This is a genomic window from Streptomyces sp. NBC_01298 (assembly GCF_035978755.1).
Taxonomy (GTDB): Bacteria; Actinomycetota; Actinomycetes; order Streptomycetales; family Streptomycetaceae; genus Streptomyces.
Genome location: NZ_CP108414.1, coordinates 6,718,135 through 6,732,761, shown reverse-complemented (window position 1 = coordinate 6,732,761; position 14,627 = coordinate 6,718,135). Strand labels below are relative to the sequence as shown.

15 protein-coding genes are annotated in these 14,627 nt (G+C 72.6%); 8 read left to right on the top strand and 7 right to left on the bottom strand.

Annotated features, from left to right (window positions below):
- Nucleotide 1 precedes the first annotated feature (1 nt).
- Together OG730_RS30595 and OG730_RS30590 are read left to right on the top strand one after the other, a co-directional pair.
- Entirely contained in the window at nt 2-1,108 is a 1,107-nt protein-coding gene (locus OG730_RS30595) for an NAD(P)H-dependent flavin oxidoreductase (protein WP_327307254.1), read from the top strand.
- A gap of 31 nt (nt 1,109-1,139) precedes the next feature.
- Nucleotides 1,140-2,072 (top strand): tyrosine-protein phosphatase, encoded by a 933-nt coding sequence (locus tag OG730_RS30590; protein WP_327307253.1) that lies wholly within the window; start codon nt 1,140-1,142, stop codon nt 2,070-2,072.
- Between the two features lie 85 nt (nt 2,073-2,157).
- Here the strand turns inward: OG730_RS30590 and OG730_RS30585 are convergent, their stop codons facing one another.
- From OG730_RS30585 to OG730_RS30570, 4 genes are all read right to left on the bottom strand, one after another.
- The gene (locus OG730_RS30585) at nt 2,158-3,849 is read right to left on the bottom strand and encodes a DEAD/DEAH box helicase (protein WP_327307252.1); all 1,692 of its coding nucleotides are present in this window, start codon (nt 3,847-3,849) and stop codon (nt 2,158-2,160) included.
- Between the two features lie 120 nt (nt 3,850-3,969).
- The gene (locus OG730_RS30580; protein ID WP_112447913.1) at nt 3,970-4,173 is read right to left on the bottom strand and encodes a cold-shock protein; all 204 of its coding nucleotides are present in this window, start codon (nt 4,171-4,173) and stop codon (nt 3,970-3,972) included.
- A 127-nt stretch (nt 4,174-4,300) separates the two neighbouring features.
- Nucleotides 4,301-5,506, bottom strand: coding sequence for a sensor histidine kinase (locus tag OG730_RS30575; protein WP_327307251.1), 1,206 nt, complete (start codon nt 5,504-5,506; stop codon nt 4,301-4,303).
- Between the two features lie 146 nt (nt 5,507-5,652).
- Complete coding sequence (locus tag OG730_RS30570; protein WP_327307250.1) at nt 5,653-6,813, bottom strand: peptidoglycan DD-metalloendopeptidase family protein; 1,161 nt, start codon at nt 6,811-6,813, stop codon at nt 5,653-5,655.
- Between the two features lie 228 nt (nt 6,814-7,041).
- On the opposite strand from OG730_RS30570, the gene OG730_RS30565 reads away from it, so the two are divergent.
- The 3 genes from OG730_RS30565 to OG730_RS30555 are packed head-to-tail and all read left to right on the top strand — an operon-like array spanning nt 7,042 to nt 8,981.
- Complete coding sequence (locus OG730_RS30565) at nt 7,042-7,695, top strand: response regulator transcription factor (protein ID WP_327307249.1); 654 nt, start codon at nt 7,042-7,044, stop codon at nt 7,693-7,695.
- 53 nt (nt 7,696-7,748) lie between these two features.
- On the top strand, nt 7,749-8,552 hold the full coding sequence (locus tag OG730_RS30560) for a class I SAM-dependent methyltransferase (RefSeq protein ID WP_327307248.1): 804 nt from the start codon (nt 7,749-7,751) through the stop codon (nt 8,550-8,552).
- Nucleotides 8,553-8,606: 54 nt separating this feature from the next.
- Nucleotides 8,607-8,981, top strand: a complete 375-nt coding sequence (locus OG730_RS30555) for a YrdB family protein (RefSeq protein WP_327307247.1) — start codon at nt 8,607-8,609, stop codon at nt 8,979-8,981.
- On the opposite strand, the gene OG730_RS30550 is transcribed toward OG730_RS30555, so the two are convergent.
- From OG730_RS30550 to OG730_RS30540, 3 genes are read right to left on the bottom strand one after another with little or no spacing between them, the layout of a single operon-like run.
- Complete coding sequence (locus tag OG730_RS30550) at nt 8,963-9,946, bottom strand: acyl-CoA dehydrogenase family protein (protein WP_327307246.1); 984 nt, start codon at nt 9,944-9,946, stop codon at nt 8,963-8,965. The genes OG730_RS30555 and OG730_RS30550 overlap by 19 nt on opposite strands.
- Complete coding sequence (locus OG730_RS30545; RefSeq protein ID WP_327307245.1) at nt 9,946-11,091, bottom strand: acyl-CoA dehydrogenase family protein; 1,146 nt, start codon at nt 11,089-11,091, stop codon at nt 9,946-9,948. Before OG730_RS30545 ends, OG730_RS30550 begins: the two co-directional genes overlap by 1 nt.
- On the bottom strand, nt 11,091-11,969 hold the full coding sequence (locus OG730_RS30540) for an enoyl-CoA hydratase (RefSeq protein WP_327307244.1): 879 nt from the start codon (nt 11,967-11,969) through the stop codon (nt 11,091-11,093). The genes OG730_RS30545 and OG730_RS30540 overlap by 1 nt, the downstream gene beginning before the upstream one ends.
- A 46-nt stretch (nt 11,970-12,015) precedes the next feature.
- On the opposite strand from OG730_RS30540, the gene OG730_RS30535 reads away from it, so the two are divergent.
- The 3 genes from OG730_RS30535 to OG730_RS30525 are packed head-to-tail and all read left to right on the top strand — an operon-like array spanning nt 12,016 to nt 14,616.
- Nucleotides 12,016-13,164: an acyl-CoA dehydrogenase family protein gene (locus OG730_RS30535; protein ID WP_327307243.1), complete on the top strand. Its 1,149-nt coding sequence runs from the start codon at nt 12,016-12,018 to the stop codon at nt 13,162-13,164.
- A gap of 5 nt (nt 13,165-13,169) precedes the next feature.
- Complete coding sequence (locus tag OG730_RS30530) at nt 13,170-13,955, top strand: SDR family oxidoreductase (protein ID WP_327309488.1); 786 nt, start codon at nt 13,170-13,172, stop codon at nt 13,953-13,955.
- Nucleotides 13,956-13,980: 25 nt separating this feature from the next.
- On the top strand, nt 13,981-14,616 hold the full coding sequence (locus tag OG730_RS30525) for a TetR/AcrR family transcriptional regulator (RefSeq protein ID WP_327307242.1): 636 nt from the start codon (nt 13,981-13,983) through the stop codon (nt 14,614-14,616).
- The last annotated feature ends 11 nt before the right edge of the window (nt 14,617-14,627 follow it).

Here is a 14,627-nt window from a genome sequence, read left to right as displayed (position 1 = left end):
GATGGAGACGGCATTCACCAAGCTGGTCGGGGTCGAGCATCCGATCGTGCAGACCGGCATGGGCTGGGTGGCCGGTCCGCGCCTGGTGTCGGGGGCGGCCAACGCGGGCGCGCTCGGCATCCTGGCCTCGGCGACCATGACGATGGAGCAGCTGCGGGCCGCGGTCCACGAGGTCAAGTCCCGTACGGACGCCCCGTTCGGAGTCAATCTGCGCGCGGACGCCGGGGACGCGGCCGAGCGGGCGCAGCTGATCATCGACGAGGGCGTCCGGGTGGCCTCCTTCGCGCTCGCCCCGTCCAGGGAGCTGATCGCGCGGCTCAAGGACGCGGGCGTGGTCGTGATCCCCTCCATCGGGGCCCGCCGGCACGCCGAGAAGGTCGCGGCGTGGGGCGCCGACGCGGTGATCGTGCAGGGCGGCGAGGGCGGCGGACACACCGGTGACGTGGCCACGACCGTGCTGCTGCCGCAGGTGGTCGACGCGGTGGACATACCGGTGATCGCGGCGGGCGGTTTCAGCGACGGCCGCGGTCTGGTGGCGGCGCTGGGCTACGGGGCCGCGGGCATCGCGATGGGCACCCGGTTCCTGCTGACCTCCGACTCGACGGTCCCGGACGCGGTGAAGGCCGAGTACCTGAAGGCGACCGTGAAGGACGTCACCGTCACCACGGCCGTGGACGGGCTCCCGCACCGGATGCTGCGCAGCGAGCTGGTCGCTTCCCTGGAGCGGGCCGGGCGGGCGAAGGCGCTGGCCAAGGCGGTGCGGCACGCGGCCGGATTCAAGAAGCTGTCGGGCCTGTCCTGGGCGGAGATGGTCCGGGACGGCCTCGCGATGAAACACGGCAAGGACCTGTCCTGGAGCCAGGTGCTGCTCGCCGCGAACACCCCCATGCTCCTCAAGGCGTCCATGGTCGAGGGCCGTACGGACCTCGGTGTCATGGCATCGGGCCAGGTCGCGGGCGTGATCGAGGATCTGCCGTCCTGTGCGGAGCTCGTCACCCGCGTCATGGCCGAGGCGTACGCCGTGCTGGAACGGCTGAACGGCCTCGCTCCCCCACAGCATCTCCCCCTCCCCCCGCATCCGCTCGGCACCCTGCCACCACCAGGGTGATTCCCCTTCTCCGTTACAGGAGTTGCCCCAGATGAGCCGTGCCCGAATCCGCCTGGCGACCGCGGTGCTCGCTTCCGCCCTCGCCATCGGGACCCTGCCCGCCGCCGCGTACGCCGCGCCGGCGGGCGGTTCCACCGCCTCGCGTCACCACTGGCACACACAGGCGGCGGAAACGATCCGCCAGATCCCCCTCCAGGGCGCGGTCAACGTCCGCGACCTCGGCGGCTACCGCACCTGGACGGGAGGCCAGGTTCGTCAGGGACTGGTCTACCGCGCCGATGCGCTCGGCAAGCTGACCCCGTCGGACATCACAGCCGTCGGCGGTCTGGGCCTCACGAAGGTCCTCGATTTCCGCATTCCCATGGAGGTCCAGTACGACGGCGCCGACAAGCTGCCCGCCGGTCTGGCCTCCACCGCCCGCCCGGTCAACGACAACGGCCTGTACGGGCTGCTGCTGTCCGCGATAGGCAGCGGTGATCCCGTGAAGCAGGAGCAGATGCTCGGCGCGGGACGCGGCGAGGCGTACATGCGCGACGTCTACCGCGCCTTCGTGACCAGCCCCGAGAACCGGGCGCAGTTCGCGACCACCCTCCGCGAGATCGCCGACGGGAACCAGGGCCCGCTGCTGTACCACTGCACCTCGGGCAAGGACCGGACGGGCTGGATGAGCTACATCCTGCTGAGCGCGCTGGCCGTCCCGAAGGACGCGGCCGAGCGCGACTACCTGGCCTCGAACACCTTCCGCGCGGCGTACGACGCCCAGGTGCGGGCGGGCCTCAAGGCGTCCGGCCGGATGCAGAACCCCGATCTGCTGATCCCGCTCCAGGAGGTCCGCCAGGGCTACCTGGACGCGGCGACCGCGCAGATGGAGGCCGACTACGGCAGCCTCTACGGCTACCTCACCGACGGCCTCGGCCTGGACCTGCGGACCCTGGCGAAGCTCCAGACGAAGCTGGTCCGCTAGGCGGCTGGTCCGCTGGGCAGCCGAAAACACCCCTGCGCCGGGCGGCGACTGCCGCCCGGCGCAGGGGTGCGTACGAAGTGCTGGATCAGGCGGAGCGGCGGCGGCCCTGGCCGGCGCCACCCACCCGGCTGCGGGCCGAAGCCGCGGCCGCGCCGCCGGCGGGGGCACCGCCGGTACGCCGGCCGCGCTCGCCGGAGCCGGCCGTGGAGCCGCCCTGTCCGCCCTGGCCGCGGCGGGCCTGGCCGCCGCCCGCGGCCGGAGCCTGACCGGCGGCGCCGCCACCGGTGCGACGGCCGCGGCCGCCCCCGGCGGCCGGAGCCGCGCCGGTGCCGGCGCCCGTACGCGGTCCGCCCGAGCGGCGGCGCGCGCCGGAGCCCGAGCCCCCGCCGGCCTGGCCGGCGGAACGCTGACGCGGCGGGGTGGCCTGCGGCACCTCCATGACGACCGGGATGCCCGAGGGCTCCTTGGCGCCGGTGATGCGCGCGAGCTCCTCGTCGGAGGACTTGATCTGCGCGGTGTGCGGGGAGATCCCGGCGTCCGACATCAGACGGGTCATGTCGCGCTTCTGGTCGGGCAGGACCAGGGTGACGACGCTGCCGGACTCGCCGGCACGGGCGGTACGGCCGCCGCGGTGCAGGTAGTCCTTGTGGTCGGTCGGCGGGTCCACGTTGACGACGAGGTCGAGGTCGTCGATGTGGATGCCTCGCGCGGCCACGTTGGTGGCGACCAGCGCGGTGACCTCGCCCGTCTTGAACCAGTCGAGGGTCCGGTTGCGCTGCGGCTGCGAGCGGCCGCCGTGCAGGCCGGAGGCGCGGACGCCGTCGGCGAGGAGCTTCTTGACCATGCGGTCGACCCCGCGCTTGGTGTCGACGAACATGATCACCCGGCCGTCGCGAGCGGCTATGCGCGTGGCCACGGCCTTCTTGTCGGTCTCGTCCATGACGTACAGGACGTGGTGCTCCATCGTGCTGACCGCACCGGCGGACGGGTCGACGGAGAAGGCGACCGGGTCGGTGAGGAACATCTTGACGAGCTTGTCGATGTTCTTGTCGAGGGTCGCCGAGAACAGCATGGTCTGGCCGCCGGACTGGACCTGCTTGAGCAGCGAGGTGACCTGCGGCATGAAGCCCATGTCGGTCATCTGGTCGGCCTCGTCGAGGACGGTGATGGCGACCTGGGAGAGGTCGGCGTCACCGCGGTCGATGAGGTCCTTCAGACGGCCGGGGGTGGCGACGAGCACCTCGGCGCCGCGGCGCAGGGCGCCGGACTGCCGGTTGATCGACATGCCGCCGACGACGGTCGTGATCCGCAGGTTGACGGCCGTGGCGTACGGGGCCATGGCGTCGGTCACCTGCTGCGCGAGCTCACGGGTCGGTACGAGGACCAGCGCGAGCGGCTGCTTGGGCTGGGCGCGGCGGCCGGCGGTGCGGGCCAGCAGGGCCAGGCCGAAGGCCAGCGTCTTGCCGGAGCCGGTGCGGCCGCGGCCGAGCAGGTCACGGCCGACCAGCGAGTTCGGGATGGTCGCGGCCTGGATCGGGAACGGCTGGGTGACGCCCTGGGCGGCGAGGGTCTTCAGCAGCGCCTCGGGCATGTCCATGTCCTCGAACGCGTCCACCGGCGGCAGGGCCGGGGTCAGCGGTTCGGGCATGGTGAATTCTTGGGGCCTGGCCACGGGGGCGGACTTCTGCCGTCCCGCGCCAGCCTTCGGACGTCCCTGAGCCGCACCTCGACCCCGGGTGGGGCGGCGGCTGGGTCGTGCGGAGCTGGAGCTGGTCATGCGAGAAAGCCCTCCTGAAACCGGCAGGTACTGCACAAAGCACTGCAAACAAATGGTGCGAAACAGCAGACAAGCCGGGGCCCGCACCTACTCGGTGCGGACCCCGGCGTGCTGACTGCCTTAGGCGGGGAGGATGTTCTCCGCCTGGGGGCCCTTCTGGCCCTGGGTGACGTCGAAGGACACGCGCTGGCCCTCGTTGAGCTCACGGAAGCCCTGGGTGGCGATGTTCGAGTAGTGGGCGAAGACGTCCGGGCCGCCACCGTCCTGCTCGATGAAGCCGAAGCCCTTTTCCGAGTTGAACCACTTCACGGTGCCAAGTGCCATTTTTGAATCTCCTGAATAGGCGGCAAAGGGCCCCATCCGGAGATTCCGGCAAAACAATAAAAGCGCCTGTCGGAGCATTCCCGTCAGGCGCACATAAAGTTCATGGGTACCACAACTGCAACGAGCTCTAAGCTAGCACACGTCGGTCGGGGAGTGTCGCCGCGAGCATGTGACCTCCGTCCTGAGTGGGTCCGGCCCGCAGCTTCCCGCCCACCTCCGCGAGGGCGTGCCGGAGCCCCGGAATGCCCATCCCACCGGAGTCGAGGACGATCCGTTCCCCCTCCGGTGCGGTGTTGATCACATCGAGGCGAACCTCCCCGTCCTCGGCGTAGAGATTCATCCGAACGGCGGAGCCGGGGGCGTACTTCGCCGCGTTGGTGAGCCCCTCGCGGGCGATCCGCAGCAGGAGGCGCCCGTCGGCCGCCGGGAAGGACCCCAGCCCGGTCTGGGTGTGGTGGGTGATCTCCATGCCGGTGGCCCGCATGTTCCGGGCCAGGGAGCCGAGGAAGCGGCCCACGTCCACGGGGGAGGTGTACGCGCGGCTGCCCGCGGGGTCGGTCAGCATGTCCAGCACCTCCCTGACCTCGGCCATCGCGGCCCGCGCCGATTCCTCCACGGCTCCGGCGGCCTCCCGGACCCGGGGGTCGGCCCCGGCGTCCAGGCGCAGGGCGGCGGCCTGCATCGTGAGGGCGGTGAGGCGGTGGCCGAGCCCGTCGTGGGTGCGCTGGGCCAAACGGGTGCGTTCCTGGACGACCGCGAGGTCGGCCGCCTGGTCCACGGCGGCGTGGGCCTGGCGGGCCCGCTCGCGCAGCGCGGCCATGACGTGCCGGTTGCGGCGCACGGTCTCCCCGTACAGGGCGGGCACGAGGATGGAGCCGAGGACGAAGGAGGCGGGGTCGCGCCCCGCGTACCCGAGGGGCAGGATCACGTCGCGGGTGGCGGCGTAGACGACGGCCATCAGCAGGATCCCGCCCCAGCGGTGGGCGCGGCCGTACGCGGCCAGGGCGTAGGCGCCGAAGACGAGGGGGCCGCGGTCGTCGGAGACGAGGGTGGCGGCGGTGGCCGCGAGGGCCGGTATCCAGGGGTGGGAGCGGCGCCAGAGCAGGGCGAGCGCCGCGAGCCAGCCGACGGCGAGGCTCGTGGGGTAGTCCGTGACGAAGCCGAAGCGGTGGACGTCGTGGAGGTTGAGGGTGGTGAGCAGCCCGCAGACCAGGGCGAGCCAGATGTCGGTGCGGCGGGCGCGCACCGGGTCCGGCGCCCCGGCGCTCTCCCCGGTCAGGGTCCGCAGACCCCGTTCCAGCAGCTGTCCGGCGCGACCGGGCACGGCCTGCATGACTCCACCACCCCCCGTCGGCGCACAGATGTGCGCAGAACATGCCAAAACGTCCCCCCAGGTTGCCCTTCTTCCGCCGAAGGGGCATCCCGGGGGGACGTGTTCTGGGACCGGCGCCTGATGGCCCGGGGTATCGCTCGCGCTGCTTACACGGAGACGCCGAGGCCGTTCAGCCAGGTGACCGGGTTGACGTCGGCGCCGTAGCTGTTGCTGGAGCGGACCTCGAAGTGGAGGTGCGGGCCGGTGGAGTTGCCGGTGTTGCCGGAGCTGCCGATCCGCTCGCCGGCGGAGACGCGCTCGCCTTCGGAGGCGGTCGCCGAGGAGAGGTGGGCGGAGAGGGTGTAGCGGCCGTCGTCGTGCTTGATGACGACGGCGTTGCCGTACGCGCCCTGCCAGCCGGAGGAGACGACGGTACCCGCGGCGGCCGCCCGGACCGGGGTGCCGGTGGACACCGCGAAGTCAATGCCGGTGTGGTAGCCGGCGGCCCAGCCGCCCGCCTGGTGGTAACGCGCGGAGATGCTGCCGCCCGAGACGGGCAGAACACCCTCGGCGCTGCTGCTGGAGCCGCTGTCGGAGGAGTCCGAGGAATCGGACGAGCCCGCGGAGTCGGAGGAGTCCGAGGAGTCCGAGGAGTCCGAGGAGTCCGACGAGTTCGACGAGCTGGAGGACTTCGGGGCGGCCGGGGCGCTGTCACTGGAGTCCGAGGAGCCGTACGCGAGGCGCTGGCCCGGGAAGATCATGTCCGGGTCGGACCCGATCACCGAGCGGTTCTCGGAGTAGAGGGACTCCCAGCTGACGCCGAGTTCGGAACCGATGGTGCCGAGGGTGTCGCCGCTGACCACGGTGTAGTTGTTCGCGCCCTGGGCCTTCGGGGCGGCCGGGGCCTCGGCGCTCTCGTCCGCGGTCGAGGTGCCGGCGCCCTGGGCGGGCGCTTCGGGCGCCTCGGGGGCCGGACCGCCGCGCTGCAGGCCGGCGAGCTTGCCGCAGGCGGGCCAGGCGCCGGGGCCCTGGGCCGCCAGGACCTTCTCGGCGACGGCTATCTGCTGTGCCTTGGTGGCCTGGTCGGCCTGGGGGGCGTACTGCCGGCCGCCGAACTCCGCCCACGTGCTGGAGGAGAACTGCAGGCCGCCGTAGTAGCCGTTGCCGGTGTCGATGCTCCAGTCGTTGGTGGACTCGCACTGGGCGACCTTGTCCCACGTGCCGACCGACGCGGCGGACGCGGGCTGAGCCACGAGACCCACGGCGGCGGGTGCGGCGATACCGGCGACAACGAGACCGGCGAGGGTACGAGCAGACGGGAAAGACATGCGGAGTTCCTGACTTCGGGGACATTGCGGAGGCCGGTGCACCGGGTGAAGCGGCGGTGCGTTCTGCCTCGGTAACCACCGTCTGGGAAGACGGGGGGTGCCCGAAGTCGCCGAAAGAGGACAAGCGGGACAGCAAAAGGGGACTGGGGAGGGAGGGTTGGGCGGACTTAAGTCCCTATATGGCGGTAATGTCCGCAATGAGACGGGGATTCAGGGGAGGTGGGTCACATGACGATCCGCGTGATGGTGGTCGACGACCAGAGCCTCATACGGTCGGGGCTGGTGACCCTGCTCGCGAACGCCCCGGACATCGAGGTGGTCGCGGAAGCCGCCGACGGGGCCGAGGCCGTACCGCTGGCCCGCACGTACCGGCCGGACGTCGTGCTGATGGACCTGGTCATGCCGAAGGTCGACGGCATGGAGGCCACCTTGCAGCTGCTGCGGCTGCCGGATCCGCCGCGCGTGCTCGTCCTCACCGGCTACACGGCGGACGATCTGGTCCTGGACGCGCTGCGGGCCGGAGCGGCCGGGTTCCTGCTGAAGGACCTGCGCCCCGAGGAGCTCTTCGCCGGGATCCGCACGGTCGCGGCGGGCGGCAGCGCCCTGGCGCCCGGGGTGATGCGGGTGCTGCTGGAACGGGCGGACACCCGCACCGAGGCCCCCGACCACGCGGAGCAGCTCTCCACCCTGTCCCCCGGCGAGCGCGACGTCCTCGCGCTGGTCGGCGAGGGCCGGACGAACCTGCAGATAGCCGAGGCCCTGCACCTGTCCCCGGCGAGCGTGAAGACGTACGTCTCGCGGATCCTGACGCAGCTCGACCTCTCGAACCGGACCCAGGCCGCGATCCTCGCCTACGAGGCGGGGCTGGTCCGCGCCGCGTGAGCCCGGCCCGGAAGGGCTGGCCGGAGCGGGCCCGGTCGAAAACAATGGCAACCATGACGACAGCTCGGACGACTGCCCGCTCCCGGGCCCGGTCCTTCGACAGCGCCGCCGCCCTCTACGGGCAGCACCGGCCCGGCTATCCCGAGGCCGTGTACGACACCGTCGAGGAGCTGGCCGGGCGCCGGTTCGCCGGGGCCCGGGTCGCCGACGTGGGTGCGGGGACCGGGATCGGGACGGCGCCGATGCGCGCCCGGGGGGCCGAGGTGGTGGCGGTGGAGCCCGGGGACGGGATGGCGGCGGAGTTCCGGCGCGGCCGGCCGGGGATCCCCCTCGTGCGCGGGGACGGGGACCGGCTGCCGCTGGCCGGGGCCGCCTTCGACTTCCTGACGTACGCCCAGGCCTGGCACTGGACGGATCCGGCGCGGTCCGTGCCGGAGGCCCGCCGGGTGCTGAAGCCCGGCGGGGCGCTCGCGATCTGGTGGAACGACCTGGACGAGTCGGCCGGCTGGGTCGCGGCGCAGGGCGAGCGGATCCATGCCTTCTTCGGGGCCGACGGCCCGGTCGGCGCGGTCGCGGGCGGGGCCGGCGCGGTCGGGGGGAGCGCCCAGGCCCTGGGGTTCCGGACGCTTCCGCGCGGCCTCGACTCCGGTTTCGCCACGCGGACCGTCCCGTGGTCCCGGCGGATCCCGCTGGAGGCGCACCTGGCGAACCTGGCCAGCCATTCGGCGTTCCTGCTGCTGGGCGAGGCGGGGACGCGGGAGTTCCTGGGCTCCGAGCGGGAGCGGCTGGACCCGCTCTTTCCGGACGGGACGGTGGAAGAGCCCTACGTGGTGAGCGTCAGCGTGGCCGTCCTCTGAGACGGCCCGGTGCGGAGTAGCGCCCTCCGCCCCGGCGGTACGAGGCTGGCGGGCATGGCTTCCTCTTCTCCCTTGCCCCCCGCCGTCAAGGTGTTCTTCCTCGCCAACGAGGGCCTCGCCTTCCTGCTGGAGCTGCTGGCCCTGGGTCTGCTGGCCTGGTGGGGCTGGAGCCGTGACATCGGGCCGGCGGGCTCCGTCGCCCTGGCGGTGGCCGCGCCGCTGGCCGCCGCCGCGCTCTGGGGGATGTTCGCCGCGCCGAAGGCCCGGTACGCCGTTCCGCTCGCCGCTCGGCTCGGGGTGAAGGCGGTGGTGTTCGGCGCCGCCGCCCTGGCGCTGCTCGCGCTCGGGCAGCGGCTGCCGTCCCTCTGGTTCACGGTGGTCGTGGTGCTGAACACCGCCCTCGCCACGTACTACCGCAGCCGCTCCTGAAGCACCGCCGCCCGGCACTGCGAGGGGCTCCCCCAGGCATCGCGCAGCGGGCGGGCCTTGCGCAGCCACAGGGAGAGGTCGAGCTCCTCGGTGTAGCCGACGGCCCCGTGCAGCTGGAGCGCGGTCATGGCGGCCGCGTACGCCGCTTCGCCCGCGGTCAGCTTCGCCGCCGCGACCTCCCCGGGGTCCAGGGAGAGCGCGGCCGCCCAGAGCAGCGGCCGGGCGAACTCCAGGCCGATCAGGGTGTCGGCGAGCCGGTGCTTGACCGCCTGGAAGGCGCCGATCGCCGTGCCGAACTGTGTGCGCTGCTTCGCGTACTCCACCGTGCGCGCGAGGAGGGCCTCGCCGGTGCCGAGGCACTGGGCGGCGGTGAGCAGCCGGGCCCAGTCGGCGGCGTCCCGGGCCGCCGCGGTGACGGCCGGGCCGGCGGCGAGGAGTTCGCCGCCGCCGTCCGGGAGGGCGAGGCGGCGGGCGGGGTCGATGGAGGTGCGCGGCGGTCCGGCGCCCGGCGCCAGGCGGAGCTCCCCGGCCGGGGACACCGTGAAGAGGTGGGTGGCCGCGTCGGCGTCCAGGGCGTAGGGGCCCCCGCCGGGCAGGGTGAGGGTGGCCGGTGTCTCCCCCGCCGCCAGCCCGGGGAGGAACCGCTTGGCCAGTGCCTCGTCGCCGAGCCGGGTCAGGAGTACGGCGGCGGCGGCCGTCTCCACGACCGGGCCGGGGACCCCGGCGCGGCCCAGTTCCACGAACCCTCCTGCCAGCTCCAGCGGCATCAGGCCCATGCCCTCGTGGGCCTCGTCGGCCGCGAGGGCGAACAGTCCGGTGGCGGCGAACCTCGCCCACAGCTCCTTGCCGGGAGCGTGGTCGCCCGCGCCCCAGGCCCGTACCGCCGCCGGGACGTCCGAGGCGGCGAGCAGACCGCGCAGGGTGCGGGCGAAGTCCGACTGTTCCTCGGACGGCAGGAAGCGCATCAGCGGCGGCCCTTCGGGAGGCCGAGCAGCCGCTCGGCGATGATGTCGCGCTGGATCTCGTTGGTTCCCGCGTAGATGGGACCGGCGAGGGAGAAGATCCACGGCTCGGCCCATTCCCCGTCGGCGAGTTCGGCGTCGGGGCCGAGCAGGTCGAGGGCGCTCTCGTGCAGGGCGATGTCGTACCGGGACCAGAACACCTTGTTCAGGCTGGACTCGGCGCCGATCGTCTCTCCGGCGGCGAAGCGGGAGGCGTTGGCCCAGGTGAACAGCTGGTAGGCGCGGGCTCCGACGACCGCGTCGGCGACCCGGTCGCGCAGGGCGGTGTCGGCGGGGTTCCCGAGGTTGTGCCAGAGGTCCACGAGGCGGTCGGCCGCGGCGAGGAAGCGGCCGGGGGCGCGCAGGGTGAGTCCGCGTTCGTTGCCGGTGGTGGACATGGCGATCCGCCAGCCCTGTCCGGGCTCGCCGATGACGTCCGCGTCGGGGACGAAGACCTCGTCGAGGAAGAGTTCCGCGAAGGCGGGCTTGCCGTCGAGGCGGCCGATGGGCCGCACGGTGACCCCGGGGGCGCGGAGGTCGAACATCAGATAGGTGAGGCCCTGGTGGGGTTTGGGGGCGTCGGGGTCGGTGCGGAAGATGCCGAAGGCGCGGTCGGCGAAGGCGGCCCGCGAGGACCAGGTCTTCTGTCCGGACAGCAGCCAGCCGCCCTCGGTGCGCACCGCCCGGGAGGTGAGGGAGGCGAGGTCGGAGCCGGATTCGGGCTCGGACCAGGCCTGGGCCCAGATGGTCCGCCCGCTGGCCATGGAGGGCAGGACCCGGGCTCGCTGTTCGCCGGTGGCGTGGTCGAAGAGGGTGGGGGCGAGCAGGTTGATGCCGTTCTGCGAGACCCTGCCGGGCGCGCCGGCGGCCCAGTACTCCTCCTCGAAGACCAGCCAGTGCTCGATGTCGACGCCGCGGCCGCCGTACTCCTCGGGCCAGGACACCACCGCCCAGCGGGCGGAGTGCAGGAGCGCCTCCCATTCCCGGTGGGCGGCGAAGCCCTCGCGGGTCTCCAGGGAGGGCAGGGGGGTGGCGGGCACGTGGGCGGCGAGCCAGTCGCGCGCCTCGGCCCGGAAGGCCTCCACGTCCGCCGAGTGGTTCAGGTCCATCAGCCGTTCGCCTCCTTCGTCTCGGCATCCTTCATCGCTGCGTCCTTCATCGCGGACAGATTCATGCCGCCGAGCGAGTCCGCCGCCGTTTCGGCGTTGTGGGCGTGCGCGAGGTGGTGCAGGCCGAAGACGGAGTCCATGCCGGTGTGCAGGCCCTGGAGGTCCTCGGCCTGGTTGACGGCCCGCTTGGTGAGGGCGAGGCCGAAGGAGGGCATCTCGGCGATCCGCAGGGCGAGCCGGTCGGTGGCTTCCGCCAGTTCGGCCCGCTCGACGACCCGGTTGACCATGCCGATCTCGTGGGCCCGGCGGGCGGGCATCCGGTCGCCGGTGTAGAGGAACTCCTTGGCGATGCGCGGGGGCATGACCCACGGGTGGGCGAAGTACTCCACGCCCGGGATGCCCATGCGGACGACGGGGTCGGCGAAGAAGGCGTCCTCGCTGGCCACGATCAGGTCGCAGACCCAGGCGAGCATCAGCCCGCCGGCCACGCAGGCGCCGTGGACGGAGGCGATGACGGGCTTGGGCAGTTCGCGCCAGCGCCGGCACATGCCGAGGTAGACCTCGGATTCGCGGGCGAAGCGGGACTCGGCGCCGGAGCGCTGGGAGTGGTCCCACCACAGGCCGGCCCGGCGTTCGAAGGGCAGGTGCGCGTCACGCTCGGGGGTGCCGATGTCGTGGCCGGCGGAGAAGTGCTCGCCGGCCCCGGCCAGGACGAGGACCTTGACGGCGGGATCGTCCGCGGCCCGGTAGAAGGCGTCGTCGAGGGCGTAGGTCATCGCGCTGTTCTGGGCGTTGCGGTACCGGGGGCGGTTCATGGTCACGTACGCGACCGGTCCGCGGCGCTCATAGAGCACGGGGGTGTCATCGGGCATCGGCATCCCAGGATCCTTCCCTAACAAGTGTTTGGTAGGTTAACGTACGGCCATGAGCAGCGTCGAGGAGTTCCGCACCGAGGTTCGGAGTTGGCTACGGACCCACCTCACCGGTGGGTTCGCCGCCCTCAAGGGCCGCGGCGGACCGGGCCGGGAGCACGAGGCCTTCGCCGAACGCCTCGCCTGGGAGCGGCACATGGCGGCGCACGGCTGGACCTGCGTGGGCTGGCCCGTCGAGTACGGCGGCCGCGGCGCGAGCACGGAGCAGCAGATCGCCTTCCACGAGGAGTACGCGCTGGCCGACGCGCCCGCGCGCGTGAACCACATAGGGGAGCAGCTCCTCGGCCCCACCCTCATCGCGCACGGCACCGAGGAGCAGCGGCGGCGCTTCCTGCCGCCCATCCGGGCCGTGGAGGAGCTGTGGTGCCAGGGCTACAGCGAGCCCGACGCCGGCTCGGACCTGGCGAACATCCGCACCCGGGCCTCCCTCGTGGACGGCGCGTGGGTGGTGGACGGCCAGAAGATCTGGACCTCCCTGGCCCACGCCTCGCAGTGGTGCTTCGTCGTCGCCCGCACCGAGCCGGGCTCCCGCCGGCACGCGGGGCTCTCCTACCTCCTGGTCCCGATGGACCAGCCCGGGGTGGAGGTCCGGCCCATCGTGCAGCTGACCGGGACCTCCGAGTTCAACGAGGTCTTCTTCGACGGGGCCCGGACCGACGCCGCCCACGTCGTCGGCGCGCCCGGCGAGGGCTGGGCCGTGGCCATGGCCACCCTCGGCTTCGAACGCGGCGTCTCCACCCTCGGCCAACAGGTCGGCTTCCGCCGCGAGCTGGAGGACCTGGCCGCGCTGGCGAAGCACAACGGGGCGATGGCCGATCCGCTGATCCGCGACCGGCTCGTCCGGGCCTGGATCGGCCTGGAGACCATGCGCGCCTCCGCGCTGCGGCCCGGGGTCGCACCGTCCACGGCCAAGCTGTACTGGGCCCGCTGGCACCGGGACCTCGGCGAGCTCGCCATGGACGTCCGCGGAGCCGACTCGCTCCTGGCGGCGGGGGCGCACGGGGACCCGTACGACCTCGACGACTGGCAGCGGCTCTTCCTCTTCTCCCGCTCCGACACCATCTACGCGGGCTCCGACGAGATCCAGCGCACCATCGTCGCCGAGCGCATCCTCGGCCTTCCCAAGGAGGTACGGGCGTGAACGCGATCGGCAACGCACCCGAGTACGTGGCCGGGCACGGACTGCTCACCGGCCGCAGCGCCGTGATCACCGCGGCCGCCGGGGCCGGCATCGGCGGGGCCACAGCACGCCGGTTCCTGGAGGAGGGGGCCCGGGTCCTCATCGGCGACGCGCACGCCCGCCGGCTCAAGGAGAGCGAGGAGGCGCTGGCCGCCGAGTTCGGCGCGGACCGGGTCGCCTCGCTGCCCTGCGACGTCACCGACGAGGAGCAGGTGGGCGCCTTCTTCGCGCTCGCCGAGCGGCTCCACGGCCGCCTCGACCTCGTCGTCAACAACGCCGGGCTCGGCGGCACGGCGAACCTCGTGGACATGACCGACGACCAGTGGTCCCGCGTCCTCGACGTCACGCTGAACGGCACCTTCCGCTGCACCCGCGCCGCGATGCGCTCGATGCGGGCCTCCGGAACGGGCGGGGTGATCGTCAACAACGCCTCCGTCATCGGCTGGCGCGCCCAGACCGGGCAGGCCCACTACGCCGCCGCCAAGGCGGGGGTGATGGCGCTGACCCGCTGCGCGGCGCTGGAGGCGGCGGAGTTCGGCGTACGGATCAACGCGGTCGCACCGAGCCTGGCCATGCACCCGCACCTGGTGAAGGTGACCAGCGAGGAGCTGCTCACCCAGCTCACCGCCCGCGAGGCCTTCGGCCGCTACGCCGAGCCCTGGGAGGTGGCCAACGTCATCGTGTTCCTGGCCAGCGGCTACTCGTCGTACATGACGGGCGAGACCGTGTCGGTCAGCAGTCAGCACGCGTAGGGCGACCTATGACGAGAATGGCCGGGTGCCAACGAACAAGCCGATCGCATCGACGGCCAAGAAGAAGCCCCAGGTGACGGCGTCACCGGAACGCCGCCGCGAACTCCTCGACACCGCCGCCGAGGTCTTCGCCGCGCAGGGCTACAACGCCACCACCGTCCGCAAGATCGCCGACGCCGCCGGCATGCTCGCCGGCAGCCTCTACTACCACTTCGATTCCAAGGAATCGATGCTCGACGAGATCCTCTCCGCCTTCCTGACCGAGCTGTGGGAGGGGTACGACACCGTCCTCGCCGCCGGTCTCGGACCCAGGCAGACCATCGAGGCCCTCGTCACCGAATCGTTCCGGGAGATCGACCGGCACCGCGCCGCGGTCGCCATCTACCAGAAGGAAGCCCGGACCCTGTCGGTCCAGCCCCGCTTCCACTACCTCTCCGACTCGCAGGTCAAGTTCGAGAAGGCGTGGCTGGGGACGCTGGAGCGCGGGGTCGCGGACGGGGTCTTCCGCGCCGACCTGGACATCCGCCTCACCTACCGCTTCGTGCGCGACACGGTGTGGGTGGCGGCGTCCTGGTACCGGCCGGGCGGCCAGCACAGCCCCGAGGAGATCGCCCGCCAGTACCTCTCGATGGTCCTGGACGGCATCGCCACACGCACGTAACCCTGAGGAGT